Here is an 18,469-nt window from a genome sequence, read left to right as displayed (position 1 = left end):
TTCGCGAGTCAAACACCGGATGCAATAGCGTTGGTGTGTGGTGATGAAGTGTTGACCTATGTACAACTGAATGCCCGTGCCAATCAACTGGCTTTAGGGTTGATTGAAAAAGGGGTTTGTGTTGAGTCTGTCGTAGGTGTTTTTATTAGCCGTAGTATTGATGCAATAGTTGCTATTTACGCGACACTAAAATCAGGTGCGGCGTACTTACCACTTGACCCTGAGCACCCTGCTGATCGACTTGAATATATTGTCGAAGATGCTAAGCCCCATTTAATCATAGTTAATCAAGATTCACAGAAAAATGCCCCAAGTGGTGCACATTCCTTAAATATTAATGATTGTGGCACATCGCTAGATGAGCAGGGTAACGTGAAGGTGGACAACCTCTGCGAACGTAACCTCGCATACATCATCTACACTTCTGGATCTACGGGGAAACCAAAAGGCGTAATGATTGAACACCAATCATTGGTGAACCTGATTGAGGCATTGGCGGATGAATATCTATACGGCCAACATGATCGAGTGCTTCAGTTCGCTTCTTTAACGTTTGATATGTCTGTAGAAGAAGTCTTTGGAGCTTTAGGCAACGGAAGTGCTCTCATCTTACGAGATGAAAGTTGGATTTCAGATGTAGCAACATTTTGGCACAAATGCGAGCAATTTGGTGTCACGGCGGTGAATTTACCTACTGCATTTTGGCACGAAGTTGTTAGTGACCAAGCTCGCCCGATTCCAGCATCGCTACGACAAATCAGCGTAGGTGGTGAACAACTCAATCCAGACAAAGTGGACGCATGGTTTAAGCGTGCTGGACATTCGCCTCGCCTTGTAAATGCGTATGGTCCAACTGAATACACAGTGAATACGTCTATTACTCATGAACTACGTGATAATACGCTGAGCATAGGCCAGCCAATACAAAATACTGCCGTTTACCTCCTTGATAATGAACTACGTCCTGTACCATTTGGTGCAGTGGGAGAAATTTGTGTTGCAGGTCACGGCATTGCGCGTGGATATTTAAATCAGCCTGAACTAACGGACGAACGATTCCCCTTAAATCCGCTAAATACTGAATTTGACCGAATCTATCGTACTGGCGACTTAGGTCGGTATTCTTTGGATGGTGCTATTCAATACTACGGTAGAGATGATCATCAAGTGAAAATTCGTGGATTTAGAATTGAGCTAGGTGAAATCGAAACGACTATCCGGACACTACCAAACGTTAGAGACTGTGTTGTTATTGCGAGAGAAGATATTCCTGGGAATAAAACCTTGGTCGCTTACATATGTTTGGACCAGGAGACTGGCGACATAAGCTTAGTTAAAAAGTCTCTCGTAGCAAATTTACCCGACTATATGGTGCCAAGCGCATTTGTTGAGCTACCTGAATTGCCACTGACACCGAATAAAAAAGTAGATAGAAAGGCACTGCGTAAGCCTGAATACACGTCGGCATCTGTAGACTCATTCCGTGATGCAGAGACGCAAGAAGAAGCCTTGTTGGTGAATATCTGGGCTGAGGTTTTCCGGCGAGACAAAATTAGTGCTGATGCGCACTTTTTTGAATTAGGCGGGCATTCATTGATGAGTATGCAGGTGTTGTCGAGGTTGAAAACTGCTGGATACGAACTCGATGTCAGAACGTTTTTTGCTCAACCAATACTTTCTGAAATGGCTAAGCATCTGCGCGAAGCTAACCACAATAATGACACCGTTGATTTTCAAAAGGTGCTGCAATCTCGTGTAACGTTATCGCAAAAGGAACGTGAGATTATTTATAGCAAAGTGCCAGGTGGACAGGCGAATGTTGAAGGGATCTACCCTTTGGCGCCTCTTCAAGAAGGTATTTTGTTTCATCATATGATGTCGAAAGGTAGCGACTTATATGTGACACCAATGCACTACTCGTTTGATAGCAAACAACAAATGTTGTCATTTATTGAAGCGCTAGAGCAAGTAGTACAACGTCATCAAGCACTTCGCACCGCAGTTATGTGGAAAGAGTTGGCTATGCCCGTTCAGGTTTTATGCCAATCAATACCGTTGTCGGTTGCATATGAAGAATACGCTTCTGAAAAAGAGTTGACTGCCAACGCTACTCATTATCTTTCTGCTGAACATCAGTGGATGGATTTGGAACATGCACCGCTTGTTAAAGCAACTTGTATGGCGTGCGAAAAAGACGGTAGTTGGTCTGTAATTATTCAGGAACATCATTTAATCAGCGATCATATTTCGTTAGAAATTATTCAGGAGGAGCTTCTAGCATTCCTCGAAGGAAATGAAGCAACATTACCTGCTCCTGCAGGATACGAATCATTCTTGCATAACGCGATTGTCAACACTGATACTCATGCAGCTCGTCAATTCTTCACTGCTCAAATGCAGGGATTTGAAGAAATTACCACGCCATTTGCCATCGATTTCGACAGCAATGAAATAAGTACTTTTGAAGAATTACAGCTTGATCTTGATTCTCATTTGTCAAAAGCGATTAGGCAAGCAGCCGTCGAACTATCTGTGAGTCCAGCCATATTATTTCATGTTGCGTGGGCTCTGACATTGGCGAAAGTAAGCAATAGCAAAGATGTTTTATTTGGCTCAGTGCTGTCTGGACGTCTTCAAGGTGTACAGGAAATAGAACGAGTCGTAGGCTTGTTTATCAATACGTTGCCATTGCGCGTAGATCTCAATCAAATGAGCGTTATATCAGCAGTTGAGATTGTGCAAAAACAACTCGCGGAATTATTGACATTTGAGCAAATACCCACGGCTGTTGCTGAACAGTGTGCTGACATTTCTGGTGGTGTAAGTCTATTCCATAGCATCCTAAATTATCGTCACTCTGAGGTTGATAGTGAAGACAGTGATGTCAACAAGCGATGGAAAGCTTCCGGTGCCAATCTCAAGACCGTGAAGGAAAGAACTAATTACCCGATCACATTCTCAATTGATGATTTGGGCCAAGGTTTTTCAATTAGCGCGCAAGTAGATCAACGGGTGAACGCCAAGACAATTACGCACTATATGCTAAATGCCTGTCGTACCTTGGTTGATGCGCTAAAAGAAAACAAAGGCCAGCCACTGTTAGCACTCAATATAGTCGGAAGTGAGAAAGAAGTTTCTGCCTTATACGGTGATGTGGTTTCTAGCTCTTCTGGACCTGTTATAGCGGAGTTGTTCGAGCAACAAGCTAAGTCGAATGCCAGTGCTATTGCGGTGCGCTTTCACAATGAAGAAATTACATACGCGCAATTGAACGAGCAAGCAAACAGGTTGGCTCGCTTGCTTCAAGCCAAAGGTGCCAGTGCAAATACGCCAATAGTGACACTATTAGATCGTTCAGTTGAGCTAGTCGTATCAATTGTAGCCATTCTTAAATCTGGCGCAGGCTATGTACCAATAGATACTGCACTACCAAACGCTCGTATCAATATGATCTTAAGTGACTTACCTGACGACACTATCATAGTGACAACTGAAGCATGGTGCGGCGAGTTATCACTTGTGAGCCGCCCAGTGGTAGAAATTGATAGCAGCGATTTGGCAGCAACAATGGCGACTTTAGCTGACACCAATTTAGCAATGAATTACTCACTCGATGATTTGGGATACATCTTATATACCTCGGGTTCTACGGGAAAACCTAAAGCTATTGAAATGCCACAACGTGTCCTAGCTAACCTCCTTGTTGGCATGGAACGCGCCGAACCATCACTACATGGCGACTCTCGATGGTTACAGTTCTCATCGATTGGATTTGATCTTAGTTTTGAAGATATCTTCAAGCCGCTAACCAGTGGCGGAAGCGTTCAGCTAATTGACAAACATACACAATTAAATACTGCGCTGTTAGCCCGAGTTATTGATGAGCAACAAATAGAAGTGCTTAATTTACCGTATGCAGCTTTACAAAGTTTAAGTGAACTTTGTACTAAGCAAATCATACACTTTCCGGCACTGAAAGTGGTCATTTCCAGTGCAGAGCGATTACGCATTACTGATTCAATCAGAACGTTTTTTGCCGCACATACACAATGCCAACTTGTTAACCACTACGGGCCGGCTGAAACACACGTAGTTACATCATTGACACTGGATAATGAGCCAAGTAGCTGGCCAGCATTGCCGTCAATTGGGCAGCCCATTCAAAATGTTCAATTGTATGTACTTGACGAGTTTGAACAACCCGTGCCAAAAGGTGCTCAGGGCGAGCTATATATCGCAGGCGAATGTTTATCTAATGGATATTATCAATCTGAGGACTTAACAAGCGAACGCTTTATCAAGTGTGATTGGGTAGAAAATGGCCGCATGTATAAAACGGGCGATATTGTTCAAATTAACAATGATTCAGGTGAACTTGTCTATTTTGGACGTGATGACCATCAAGTCAAAATTCGAGGTTTTAGAATCGAGCTTGGCGACATTGAAACACAGCTAAGCAAAATAACGGGCATCACTAGTTGTGTGGCTGTTGCACATTGCAACGACTCACCTGAACCACAGCTTGTTGTTTACTTCACTAGCGAAATATCTCAAGAGTTGAAACTCCTCAAGCAGCAACTTTCTTCTGTGCTACCTGATTACATGGTTCCTAACGCTTTTGTTCATGTTGAAGCTATGCCGATCAATGCAAATGGCAAGGTCGACAGGAAGCAATTGCCAGCGCCGAGTGAAAAAGATTTTATCCGAGCTGAGTATTGTGCACCGCAAAGTGATTTAGAGAAGCAAGTGTGTGAAATATGGCAACAAATCTTAAATATGGAGCAAGTCGGATTAGAAGACAACTTTTTTGATTTGGGAGGGCATTCTCTCTTGGCGATGAAGTTAATTTCACGGGTTGAGCAAGAGTACAGGATTGCGTTACCGATAGCTGTCATTTTTGAACAACCAGAGTTACGTGCTCTGTGTCATTGGATAGAAAAAGAAACTGTAATTCAACGCAATAAACACATAGAAGACGTTGTTGAAGAATACGACGAAGTAGAGTGGTAAGAATGAATATTAGTAAATTTATCGACACCCTGTCGAAACAAGAAGTTCGTCTTTTTGTGGAAAATGGCAAGTTAAAAACAAAATCAGCGCCTGGCGCGATAAAACCAGAGCAAGTAGAGGTTATTAAATCTCATAAACAACAAATTATTGACTTTCTAAGTCAAGAATCTGAAGTCGCGAGTATTAAGTTACCAGAACTCAAAAAACAGAGCTTGCATACTGCGCCGCTATCATTTGCTCAACGTCGCTTCTGGCTGTCGGAGCAGACACACCTTAGCAGCCATCAATATAAGGTATCGACGGCGTTTAATATCGGAGGAGAATTCTGTACGTCGCTGGCAGAGCGTGCGTTGAGTATGATTGTCGACAGACACGAAATTCTTCGCACTATCTATGTGATTGAAAATGGTCAACCTGTACAGCAGATTAAAGAAGAGTTTTCATTCGAGTTGGCAGAAGAGGTGTTACCAAATAATACCAATCGTGATAATGCGGTCACTCAATGGCTCGCTAAGCAGGGGGCTCATCACTTTGATTTAGCATGTGATTTACCCATTAGAGTGAGCTACCTTAATTGTGCTTTATCTAAGAAAGACTCGTCAGATCCTGTTGGTGTGATTTTCTTCGATTTGCACCATATTGCCGTAGATGGGTGGTCCTTAGCGATTCTTGTTGATGAATTTCAAACACTATATCAGTCGTTGAGCACGCAAGAAGATATTACGCTCAACAATTTGCCAATTCAATATGCTGACTATGCAGCGTGGCAAAACGATGAGTTGATGAAAGATGTTTTCGAGCAACAGCTGGATTATTGGCAAAATCAACTTAAAGAGTTACCAGAAAGCCATCAATTAACGACAAATACAGTTAGGGAAGGTGTCCCGTCAAACGCAAGTCGCATAGTCAAAGCGATCGTTAATGAAGAGGCGGTCATTGCTCTTAGAGCACTAGCTAAGCAACATCAAGTCACTATGTTTATGGTGCTTCATACGGCATTTTCAATTGTCCTAGCTCGATTTAGCAATCAATCGGATGTTGTTATGGGGACGCCAGTTGTAACAAGACCTGCGGAGCAGCTGGAAGGCTTGGTAGGTTGTTTTCTCAACACTCTAGTGTTGCGTCTGGATTGTGATTTAACCAACACGTTTGAACAGTTGCTTAAACAATCGAAAAAGGTTTCTCTAGCAGGGCAAGCAAATCAGGTTGTTCCTTTCGAAATGCTTGTAGAGCGCCTAGCGCCAAATCATAACGAATATTCAACGCCTTTGTTTCAAGTGATGTTTTCGATGCAGAGCTATGAACAACAAGCATTGAATGGGAGCAATGTTTCGTTCGAAGAAGTGGCTATCGATAAAAGTACGACAAACTTTGACTTAACACTAACTGCTGTTGATGAAGGCAGCACTCTTTCATTGGCTTTTGAATTTAAAGAAGCGCTGTTCAGTGCTGATTTATCTGACCGAATTGCACGGGGTGTTGAATCGCTACTAAGTGAGGCTTGTGAAAATCCAGCATTACCTGCTTCGCAGCTCAATATTTTTAAAGAAGAAGAGCTGGCTATGTTAACTAAAGCGTCGACTTCCCCGTGGCCTATTGAACATCAAGCGGAATATGCGCATGAATTAGTGCAAATGCAATCTCAAGCCAACCCAGACAAAGTCGCAATTCGCTACGAAGATGAGGTGATTACATTTTCTCAATTAGATATGCGGTCTAACCAAATAGCACATCTTATTCTAGAAACGGTTGCACCTGACAACAGTATTGTCGCCATTCTGATGAAACCGGGCTTAGATTTTGTCGCAAGTATGTTGGGTGTATTAAAAGCGGGTTGTGCATACGTACCTATAGATCCTAGCTACCCACAAACGCGTATTAAGCACATTTTGAATGAAAGTGGACCCGCGCTGATTCTAGCTGATAGCGATAGCACTATCACAGTTCCATCATTGAATACTAGCTCATTGGTCGTGATCGAAAATGAGGTATTAGCAGCACATTCAACGTCATTACCAACGCCAATCATTGCAATAAACGATTCAACTCTCGCTTATGTTATTTATACATCGGGCTCTACAGGTAATCCAAAAGGGGTCATGATTGAGCATGGCGCTTTGCGCGAATCTACGTTAGCGAGAATCGCGTCACACTATGTTACGCCAGAACGTTTTTTACTGGTTTCTTCATTTGCCTTCGACTCCTCAGTCCCTGCCATATATTGGGGACTTGGTTGTGGTGGCGAACTTCATTTATTACCGACAGAAAAAGCAAAAGACGCTCCACAAGTAGCCGCAACAATTGATGAATACGCGCTTACTCACGCTATATTTTTGCCGGGCTTTTACGATGCGATCATTGAACACATAAATGGTCATTCGTTAACCAACGTCATTTGTGCAGGGGAGAGTTTGTCTGACACAGTTAAAGCGAAACATTTCGCTTTACAACCACAAGCAGTTTTGATGAATGAATATGGCCCAACAGAGTCAACAGTATGGTCTAGTGTCAAAATATTCGAATCTGACAACGATGCGGTATCTATTGGCTTTGCAGCTCCTCACGTCTCACTTCACGTACTCGGTGCGCATGGTGAACAGTGCCCTATTGGCACTGTCGGAGAGCTTTATATCGGTGGTAAAGGACTTGCCCGTGGCTACTTTAACCGAGATGACTTGACCGCCGAACGCTTTAGAGAAATTCAATTGTATAACGGTAGTGTCGAACGTTTGTACCAAACAGGCGATCTTGTATCTGTTCAAGCTAACGGTGAATATGCTTATGTTGGACGTAATGACCATCAAGTAAAACTTCGCGGTTATCGAATCGAGTTGTCAGAAATAGAGGCTTCTTTACTCCGCTATGCAGATATCCAGCAGGCGGTTGTATTGTTAGAGCGTGATAGCAACAGCCAGCCTTATTTATCAGCTTATTTGGTTGGAGCAAATGCACTTCACATTGAGAATATTCAAGCTTGGGTCGAGCAACATCTTCCGCAATTTATGTGGCCCAGTCGCTATCAAGAACTACCTGCCTTTCCACTGAATAACAACGGCAAAGTAGATAGAAATTCCCTATCGAAAATGCAATCGAAAGATCTGTTACTAGACAGTTACGTTGCACCACAAACGGAAATGGAAAGTAAAATTTGTGAGCTACTTCACCAACAATTTGGACTAGTTAAAGCTAGTTGTTCAGCTCGCTTTACACAATTGGGACTGCACTCATTGCAGTTCGTAAAACTCGCAGGCGTATCAAAAGAAACATTAGGCATAGAGCTGTCTGTTAGAGACTTCTACGTTCATGACAGCATTACGCAACTTGCTCTGTTTATAGCCGAGCAAGTTTCCACCACCGAAGAATCAAGCATCGAAGAAAGAGAGATTGTTGAGCTATGAGCATCAACCAGCTAATAACTGAATTAAAACAGCAAGATATCCAACTTTATCTGGATGGCGAAGCACTAAAAATAGATGCACCTAAAGGTCGCGTTACGTCTGAAATTATTGAGACGATAAAAGCGAAGAAAGCGCCTATCGTGACACATTTAAAGATGTTGGAATCGATGGATGTGATCAGTCCTTGCACTGCTCAATTGGATAAGAATAAACTCCCACTGTCTTTCGCTCAAAAGCGTTTATGGTTGATCGACCGTATGGAAGGCGCTAGCGAACACTATAATATGTCTCGCGTTTTGGAAGTTGAAGGCCAATTTGATACACAAATAGCTAATCGAGCGCTGCAACAGATCGTGCAGCGCCATGAAATCTTGCGCTCAATTTACTTTGAAGATGACGGGCAAGCATGGCAAAAAGTCAATGAAGATGCGCAAATTGAAATTGGATTTCAAAAAACAGATGCAGAAGGGGACGAGTTAACTGCTTTACTGTACAGAACTGTTATTCAGCCTTTTGATTTAACAAAAGATTTGATGGTTCGAGCTGATTTGATAGAAACGAGTAGTTCGCGCCAGTTTTTGATCCTTAATATTCATCATATAGCGGGTGATGGTTTTTCAATTTCTTTGCTTATTGAAGAATTTGTCGCCATTTATGAAGCAATGATTATCGGCGATGCTGCTGAGCTTCCAAAGATGCCGATACAGTATGCCGATTATGCGTATACGCAACAGCAATGGATGGAAAATGGCCTACTGGACGAGCAAATAGCGTATTGGAAGTCACAACTAGAAGACTTACCGTTATTGCATCAATTTCCAATTGATTTTCCAAGGCCAGCTCGTCAAACGAATAATGGTATCAAGAAGCGCCGCCGCTTAAGTCAATCTCATACTGCCGCGCTTAGAAAGCTATCTGAGCAAACTGGTGCGACAATGTTTATGCTATTGCATGCTGCTTTCGCTGTGTTTATTGCAAGATACAGTGGCCAATCTGATGTCGTTATAGGTACTCCAGCTGCTAATCGCAAGCAACAAGGGCTTGAGTCGCTTATCGGCATGTTTGTCAATACCCTTGTATTACGTACCACTTATGATTCGAACCTGACTTTCTTTGAATTCCTTGAGCACGTAAAACAGGTCAATGTAGATGCGCAAGTTAATCAGTACCTTCCATTTGATGAAGTGCTGGCAACGCTAAATATAGAGCGAAATTTAGCATACAACCCTGCGTTTCAAATCATGTTTTCTATGGATACATATGAAGCATCTGAATCAGACCTGAAAGACGTGCGGTTTACACCTGTTTCTTCTGGTGAGTCTTTTGCTAAGTTCGACCTTGAATTGGATGCAATCGATGAAGGTGACACCATACTGTTTGAGCTTGTTTACAATACAGACTTGTTCGATTTTGATGCTATGGAGAGAGTGTTCAAATCATTTGAGGCTATGGTAATTGACGTTAGTAAAAGCCCGCAAAAGCAAGTTTCAGAGTTAACAATTATTGATCCAGAAACAGCTATTCACGTTATGGAATTGTCTTGTTCAGATAGTCCAATTGAATCACCTAATTCGGTTCTTAGGGATTTTGAATCTTGGGCTGAAGCTAGCCCTAATGCACGTGCATTGACTTGGGTACAGAATGATTCAATCTATCACATGACTTATCAACAGCTTGAATCGAAATCAAATCAACTGGCTAACTATTTCATTCAAAAAGGTCTTGAGCCAGGCGATATTGTAGCGCTATGTTTACCACGCTCAGAACAAATGGTTGTGGCAATGCTTGCTACTCTTAAAGCGGGAGCAGCATATACTCCAATTGATCCTGATAGTCCTGCAAATCGAATTGAACTAGTACTTAAAGACTCTCAGCCTGCATTACTTATCACCAACAGCGTGACGGAATTGCTACTCGGTGAGGTAACTACGAAAATAAACTTAGATAAGGTCGCTTTAGAAAATCAGTCAACTGAGAAGCCTAAGGTAGAAATAATTGACGATTCATTGGCCTATTTAATGTACACGTCTGGTTCTACAGGAGTGCCAAAAGGAGTGATGATTGAGCACGACCAACTGAACCATTATGTTGCGGCGGCTCAGCAGGAATACCAAATTACAAGCTTTGACAATGTGTTGCAATTCTCATCATTCTCATTTGATATTTCCATTGAAGAGTGTTTCGTTACGCTAAGCCAAGGAGCCGCGTTAGTGCTGCGCGATGAGCGTTGGATGAGTAGCGTAGACGCTTTTTGGAGTTTATGTCATGAATTCTCAATTTCAGTTGTAAGTTTACCTACAGCGTTTTGGCATCAAATCAGTCGTTACAACGACGCTCTGCCCAAATCAATGCGTATAGTCATTATTGGAGGAGAAGCCGTTAATCTTGAGCTTGTTAATCGCTGGTTCGAAAGTGCAAAGCGTCCTACATTAATTAACACATATGGGCCAACAGAAACTACGGTTGTTGCTTCATCATTTCGTGTAACCAAGGCCTACACTCAAAACTCGACTATTCCTATTGGCGTTCCATTTGGTCATGTACAGACCTACGTTGTTGATGAGAAAAACAATATTTTGCCGCAAGGAGTAACTGGAGAGTTACTGGTTGCCGGTAGTGGCGTGGCACGTGGATATTTGAATCGACCAGCAGATCAAACGGCACGATTTGTTACATTCCAAAGACTTGACGGTACATTTACACGCGGGTACAAAACAGGTGATCTCGCCAATTTCAATTACAAAGGTGAATTAGAGTACGCGGGCCGTATCGATAATCAGGTCAAAATTCGTGGGTACAGGGTTGAATTATCAGAAATTGAAGTACAGCTCACTAAACACAAGGATATTTCACAGGCAGTAGTCACGGTTGATGAACAGAGCGGTCAAAAACGTATTGTTGCATATTTTGTTTCTTCAACGGAGTTGTCGGCTGATGCCGTGACAAGCTATTTAGCAGAACAACTACCAGAATATATGGTGCCTTCTGCGCTGAGCCAAATAGCGTCAATTCCGTTAACTACAAACGGAAAAGTTGATTATAAATCATTACCAAAAATTCAGGAATCAATGCAACGAAGCAGTGAAATATCTGCACCTGAAACACCGACAGAAAAGCAGCTAGCAAAGCTATGGGCTCAACTTTTACAAGTGGAGTTTATTTCCCGTTTTGATAATTTCTTTAAGCTTGGCGGGCATTCATTAACCGCGATTCAATTGGTCTCGGAGATTAATCAAACATTTAATATTGATTTATCAGTTCAGGTAGTTTTTGAACAAAAAAACCTTGCTGGGTTAGCTAATGCAGTTGAAGATTTAGTTCATTCAGGAAGTAAATGTGAAAAAATTACTCCTTGTACGCAAAATAATCGACTTCCTTTGTCATTCGCTCAACAACGTTTGTGGTTTATTGATCAGTTAGAAAGTGGTTCAACACAATACAACATGCCATTGGCAATGAAAGTGTCTGGCGAATTTAACATACGTTGTGCAGAGCAGGCACTTTCAAAAATTGTCGAACGACATCAAGTGTTAAGGACTGTATTCAAACACGATGAAGCAGGCGCATGGCAGGAAATTCTTAAACACCAGCCATTCCAGCTTAATTGTATTGATTTAACTGTCAATGATGATTTTGAGCCAGCGTTGTTAACGGAGTTGATAGAGCAACACAGCCAGCAAACTTTCCAACTTGATGCGGATGTGCTCCTTAAGGTGTCTTTTGTTGAAGCAGGTCAATTAGGCAAATTTATATTATTCAACATGCATCACATTGCATCAGATGGCTGGTCAATGAAGATCTTGGTTGATGAATTTATCACTTTGTACAAAGCATATTCTCAAGGCAACCAAGCACCAGTACTTAATGATTTGCCAATTCAGTACAAAGACTATGCATTTTGGCAACGAGAAAAGCATACACAAGGTGCATTCGAAGACGATTTGGTTTATTGGAAAAATCAATTAGCCGGCATCCCTCCTGTGCATGATTTACCTTTAGACTTTGCACGACCACAAGTGCTGGAAAATCAAGGTTCACTGGTGAAATTTTCAGTCGACAAAGCTGTATTAAAAGGACTTAAGCAGCTTGCTCAGGACAGCGATTGTAGCTTGTTTATGATCATGCATGCGGCATTGTCGATATTTGTTGCTCGTCATAGTCAAGCAGAAGACATCGTAATTGGTACGCCTAGCGCGAATAGATTAAACAGCGAAATCGCGCCGTTGATTGGCTTTTTTATCAACATGATTGCGTTGAGAACTGATTACCGGAAGGAGTTGACGCTATCGCAATACCTCGAATATGTGAAAGGGGTGAACGTTTCTGCTCAAGCCCATCAATCATTATCGTTTGAAATGTTGGTAGAAGCATTACAGCCTGAACGTAGTGCCAGCTATTCGCCGATATTCCAAATAGCCTTATCTGTCGACACCATTGAATCACAAGATTTGGCACTTGAAGACGTGACCTTTGATGTGCTGGATGAAGTACACACAACTGCGCAATTTGATTTAACTCTAGATGTCAGTGAAGCAGAGCACGAATTGGAATTGAGTTTTGAATTCAACACGCAGTTGTATTCCGCTTCAACAGTAGAACAGTTTGCCGATAGGTTTGCTACTTTACTCACAGCGATGGCTTCACCAGATTTTCTACAGCAACCGTTGTCCACGTTGCCAGTGGTATCAGCCAAAGAGCGCCAGTTCTTGTTGTGTGACTTCAATGATAATGAACGTGCATTTCCAAAGGACATGACGATTCACGACTTGATAGACATACAATCCCAAAAAACACCAATGACTATCGCATTGGTAGATGGAGATAAATCATATACCTACCAAGAAGTTAATGAACTGGCTACTCGAGTCGCAGTATTTATCATCGATAAAGGCTGGGCGCCTGAAACTTTTATTGCTATCAGTATGGAGAGAACAGTTGCTTCAGTAGTGACTGTATTGGGTATCTTGAAAGCGGGCTTGGCTTATGTGCCAATCGATGATGAGCTTCCGAATGAAAGAATCGCACATATTCTAACTGATAGCGCAGCGCCATTGGTCATCGTAGATCATGCTTCTCGACTAATTGAGCAAGGAAACACGCCAGTCATTACTATTGATGAAATCCTTACAACAGTTATTGAACCTTCTGCAGTATCAGCTCAAATGGTTCGATCTGATCATATCGCATATATGACTTATACCTCAGGCACTACGGGTAAAGCTAAAGGCGTAATGGTTGAGCACCAAGCCATGATTGCACGTTTTTACGGATGGGATGATGCCTTTGATCTTGTTAACACTCCGCCAACGGTACTCCAAATGGCAGGACTATCCGTAGATATCTTCTTAGGCGATATTGTTAAAAGCTTGTCCACAGGGGGCAAACTTGTTTTGTGTCGCAAAGAGTGGTTACTCGATACAGAAGTACTATGTAACATTATTGCGAACAATCGAGTGACATTTATCGATGTTGTACCAAGCCTATTGCGCAGCATGATGGAATACACAGAAGGAAAGGGAACGCAACTTGATACGATCAGTCATGTATTGGTAGGTTCAGAAGCGTGGCATGGACGTGATTTGCGTCGCTTACGTAATATGCTCAGTGCGCAGGCTCGTTGCTTCAATATATACGGTCAAACTGAGTCCGTGATAGACGCAACATATTTTGATGCCACACTATGCCAATTGGCTGACGACAAAATTGTTCCTATAGGAGGCCCTTTAAGTAACACGCAAATATTCGTTTTAGATGCACAAGGTGAATTGGTGCCAACAGGAGTTGTGGGTGAGTTATCGGTTGGAGGGCCGGGCCTAGCGCGCGGTTATCGTAACTTGCCTGAGATGACACGAGAAAAATTCATCAACAATTCACTCACTACTAAAGGTGAACGCATTTACTGCACGGGTGATCAGGCTTTGATCAGGAAAGATGGCACGATTGAGTTTCTTGGTCGAAATGACCATCAGGTCAAAGTCAGAGGGTTTCGTGTTGAGCTATCTGAAATAGAAGCACGATTAAATGTACTGCCAAAAGTTTCGGCTGCCGTTGTATTGGTGCGCAAAAATCAAGCTGGCGATAATCAACTTATTGCTTATCTTGAAACGCAATCAAATTTGACGCCAGAAGACGTCAGAACGCAACTAGGTTCGAGTTTGCCTAGTTACATGATCCCATCGGCATTTGTCTGTGTTCCAAAGTTTAGCATTACAGTGACAGGTAAGGTCGATCGTAAAGCATTACCTGAGCCAGATGCGACTGCTTACGGCAGCGAACAATATATTCCACCGAGCAATGAGGCAGAAGAAGTACTTTGTTACGTGTGGGAACAGGCTCTCCAAGTTGAACGTGTAGGTGTTAGAGATAACTTTTTCAGCCTAGGCGGAGATTCAATATTGATGGTGAAAGTAGTGAATATGGCTAAGAGTGCTGGCATTGCTGTCTCCGTTAAATCTTTGATGCTGCACCAAACAATTGAAACGCTCGTGGCAAATTTAGATGGTGAAGAAGGCGGCAATAATGTTGGCCCCGTAGATGCGTTTTCCTTGTTAAGTGAATCGGAACGAGCACAGCTTAATCTAGATTTATATGAAGACGCTTATCCTTTGTCTAACTTACAACTGGGCTCGATTTATCACCAATTGAAAGACGGAAACTACCACATTGTGGAACCGTATTGGGTCACCGAAGATTGGCATGAAGAATGTTTTGTACAAGCACTGAATGCATCAGTAGCTCGTCATGAAATTTTGCGTACGAGTTTTGACTCACTTTCCGAAAGAATGTTACAGCTGGTACATAATCATATTGCATTGCCATACCAAGTTTTTGACTTGCGTACGATGGATGAAACGGAATTTCAACAGACGGTATCGTCATTCCTTGAAAAGGAGAGTGATAATCATTTTTCTGATCAAGAAATACAGTGGCGCATTAATGTATTTCTTTCAAATACAGGCAAGTTTGCAATAGTCCTATCTCACCATCACGCTATCTTAGATGGCTGGAGTGTGGCGTCGTTGATAACAGAGTTATGCAAAGATTATCAGGACTTGATAAACGGCCAAGTGCTAATATCTCGCCCAACACTACCTAAGTTTAGTCAGTACATTGCAGAAGAATTGCAAGCGATTGACAGCGAGTCATCTAAAGCTTACTTCCAACAACTATTATCGGATGCAACACTGCTCAAATGGAGTGGTGAAGACGTAACTCGCCACTACAAAGGGGAATTAGATCTATCGGGCCGTAATATTGCTCTTACTGAATTGGCGCAACGTTTAAGAGTTCCGGTTCGCATCGTGTTATTGGCAGTACATTTATATGTGCTTGCAAAAGTAAATGGTACTACAAGGACAACGTCTTCAGTAGTAGGTCATGGTCGTCTGGAAGTAGCAGGCAGTGAACAAGCACTTGGTCTTTATCTCAATACTCAACCAGTAGTTGCGGATATACAAAATTCTAGTTGGGTACAGTTTATTGCCCAAGTGAGCTGCCAATTAAACAACACTTGGGCGCATCGTCATTATCCTGTGGCACAAATTCAGGAAGATCTAGGTATGGACTTTTCTGGTGCTCTGTTTAACTACGTGAACTTTCATGTTGCTAATGATTTAGCTGACCGAAATGATGAAGGGGTCAATCCACTTCAGCAACTTAATACGCAGGTGGGTGAATCAGTAAACTATGCATTCGATATTTTGTTTAGCCATGACCCGACGAGCGAATCTTTATTATTAAACCTACAGCTGAGCGTAGACGACTTTGCACAGGCTCAGGTTGAACAATACTTGGCTTATTTCGCCGCTGCTGTTGCAGACATGATAGATAGCAATGGTCATTCTACTTTAGCAACCGTACCATTACTTGCCCAAGCTGAAATAGAGCAGCTCCTACATTGGGGCGGCCAAATTAATGAACCTACAGCATTAAGCCATGCAACGAAATTGTTTGAGGGAGCCACACAGCAGGCACTGACGACTACCGCAGTTGTGGACGAAAGAGGAACGCTCACATACGAAGCGCTTAACGATAAAGTTAATCAGTTAGCTTGCGTATTGCTTGAGAACGCCGTAGCGCCAAATGAGCCTGTGGGTGTCTTTATGGAGGCGAATACCGACTTAATTGTTGTCGTACTTGCTCTGTGGAAGATAGGAGCAACTTATGTACCGCTTTCTCCAACTTATCCTGCTGATCGTATTCAATTTATGATTGACGATGCAAATATTAAGACAGTATTGACTCAGGAAAGTTTGAGTCAAGATGCAGTGTTTAAGGGAGCTAATACTCAAATACTGTCGGATCTTTTTGCAAGGTTTGACGAAGAAGATCGAATACTTGAGGAACCGCTTACTTCAACTGAACAAGTCGCGTACATCATCTATACCTCAGGAACAACGGGTAAGCCAAAAGGCGTACAAGTTACGCATGCTAACTTGAGTAGCTATTGTGCGGCGGTAAATGCTCGCTATCAATTGACAGAGCGTGATCGAGTATTGCAGTTCTCCAATATCAGCTTCGATATTTTTATTGAAGAGTTATGTTTATCCGTGTTGAGCGGGCGCACGCTCGTTATGAAACCAAGCCAATTACAATCGGATCTAGAGGGCTTAGCTCAGTTTATCCAAGCTAATTCTGTATCTGTTATGTCGTTACCAACAGCGTTCTGGGCTGTTATGGCGCGGGAAGCTATGATGCAAGATGTTGATCGTCTTACATCACTTACAACATGTATTGTTGGTGGTGAAGCGATGAAGCTAGAGTCAATAAAACAGTGGTATGACAAGTTTAAGGATAAGGTTCGAGTGCTCAATACTTATGGCCCGACAGAAACAACGGTCGTAGCTACCACTCATGAAATCGATTTTAGTCGCATGTATAAACAAGCTCCGCCTATTGGTATGCCGCTACCGGGTTACATGTGTTTTGTGGTAGGTGAAGATGGGCTTTTGGCGCCAATTGGTACGCCAGGCGAACTCGTTGTTGGGGGAACTGCGGTAAGCGCAGGCTATCTGAACCGTAGCGCTGATACGCGGGCACGTTTTGTAGAACAAGTTGTTACTAGCAATTTGCGTGTACCTGTTTATAAAACAGGTGATCTAGTGAAGTGGAATAGCGTTGGTGAACTTGACTACATTGGTCGTGTTGATAATCAAATCAAGCTGAATGGCTATCGCATTGAAATTGGCGAAGTGGAATCTGCGATTAACAAGGTGGTTAAGCTTAACGGACTGGAAGTAATTGCAAAAGATGTAAATGGTCATGCGGCATTATGCGCTTATCTGGTTTCGACAGATGCGATTGATGTGGCCAGTGTGGTTTCGCAATTGAGTACAATGCTACCGGAATACATGGTTCCTAAGTACGTCAATGTAATTTCATCATTGCCAATTACCGCCAACGGCAAAGTTAATCATCAGCTTCTTCCTGAGCCTGAAGCTATTATTCAAACAGAAACCGTCGTAGCACCTGTCACTGAAACAGAGCTGAATTTAGCTGAATTGACAGCTCGATTCCTGAATATCGATTCATCTGCTATTAGCATGACATCAGGCTTTTTTGAACTAGGTGGCAACTCTTTAATGCTGATCCAGTTTATGTATCTACTAAACACAGAATATGACATTTGCTTAACAGTGCCAGAGCTTATCGAAGCCCAATCCATCGGAGGGTTAGCTCAACTGGTTGAAAACCGAAAACTAGCTGAATCCGTTGACATTCAAGAAGGCGAAAATCTTGAAGTAGAAGATGAGGGGTGGTTGTAATGGTTTCTGAAGTTGTAAGAGAAGCTGCAGAAAACGGTGTAAAGCTGTTCGTAGAAAATGGACGTTTAGGTTTTAAACTGCAAAAAGGCGGACAATTTACGGCAGAGCTAAAAGCCAGAATCTCTGAAAACAAGCACGCTATTGCCGATTTCTTACAAAATTATGCTAAGAAGCCTGCAATAGAGGCTATACCCCGTGTAAAAGAAAGAAATGTACCTCAGCAGTTGTCATTTGCACAACAACGATTGTGGGCAATAGATAAGTTTGAAGGGGGCTCAGCCCATTACAACATGTCTT

4 protein-coding genes are annotated in these 18,469 nt (G+C 42.4%); all 4 read left to right on the top strand.

The features are described from left to right. The coding region (locus tag PULV_RS00295) for a non-ribosomal peptide synthetase (RefSeq protein ID WP_193330590.1) at positions 1-5,010 on the top strand (5,010 nt) is incomplete at its 5' end. A 2-nt stretch (positions 5,011-5,012) separates the two neighbouring features. Next, entirely contained in the window at positions 5,013-8,408 is a 3,396-nt protein-coding gene (locus PULV_RS00290; RefSeq protein ID WP_193330589.1) for a non-ribosomal peptide synthetase, read from the top strand. Beyond that, positions 8,405-18,172 (top strand): non-ribosomal peptide synthetase, encoded by a 9,768-nt coding sequence (locus tag PULV_RS00285; protein ID WP_193330588.1) that lies wholly within the window; start codon positions 8,405-8,407, stop codon positions 18,170-18,172. Before PULV_RS00290 ends, PULV_RS00285 begins: the two co-directional genes overlap by 4 nt. Then, on the top strand, positions 18,172-18,469 hold a 298-nt coding region (locus PULV_RS00280), incomplete at its 3' end, for a TubC N-terminal docking domain-related protein (protein WP_193330587.1). The genes PULV_RS00285 and PULV_RS00280, both read left to right, overlap by 1 nt.

Source organism: Pseudoalteromonas ulvae UL12, assembly GCF_014925405.1.
Lineage (GTDB): Bacteria > Pseudomonadota > Gammaproteobacteria > Enterobacterales > Alteromonadaceae > Pseudoalteromonas > Pseudoalteromonas ulvae.
The sequence above is the reverse complement of the archived record's forward strand: the minus strand, read 5'-3'. Positions and strand labels throughout refer to the sequence as shown.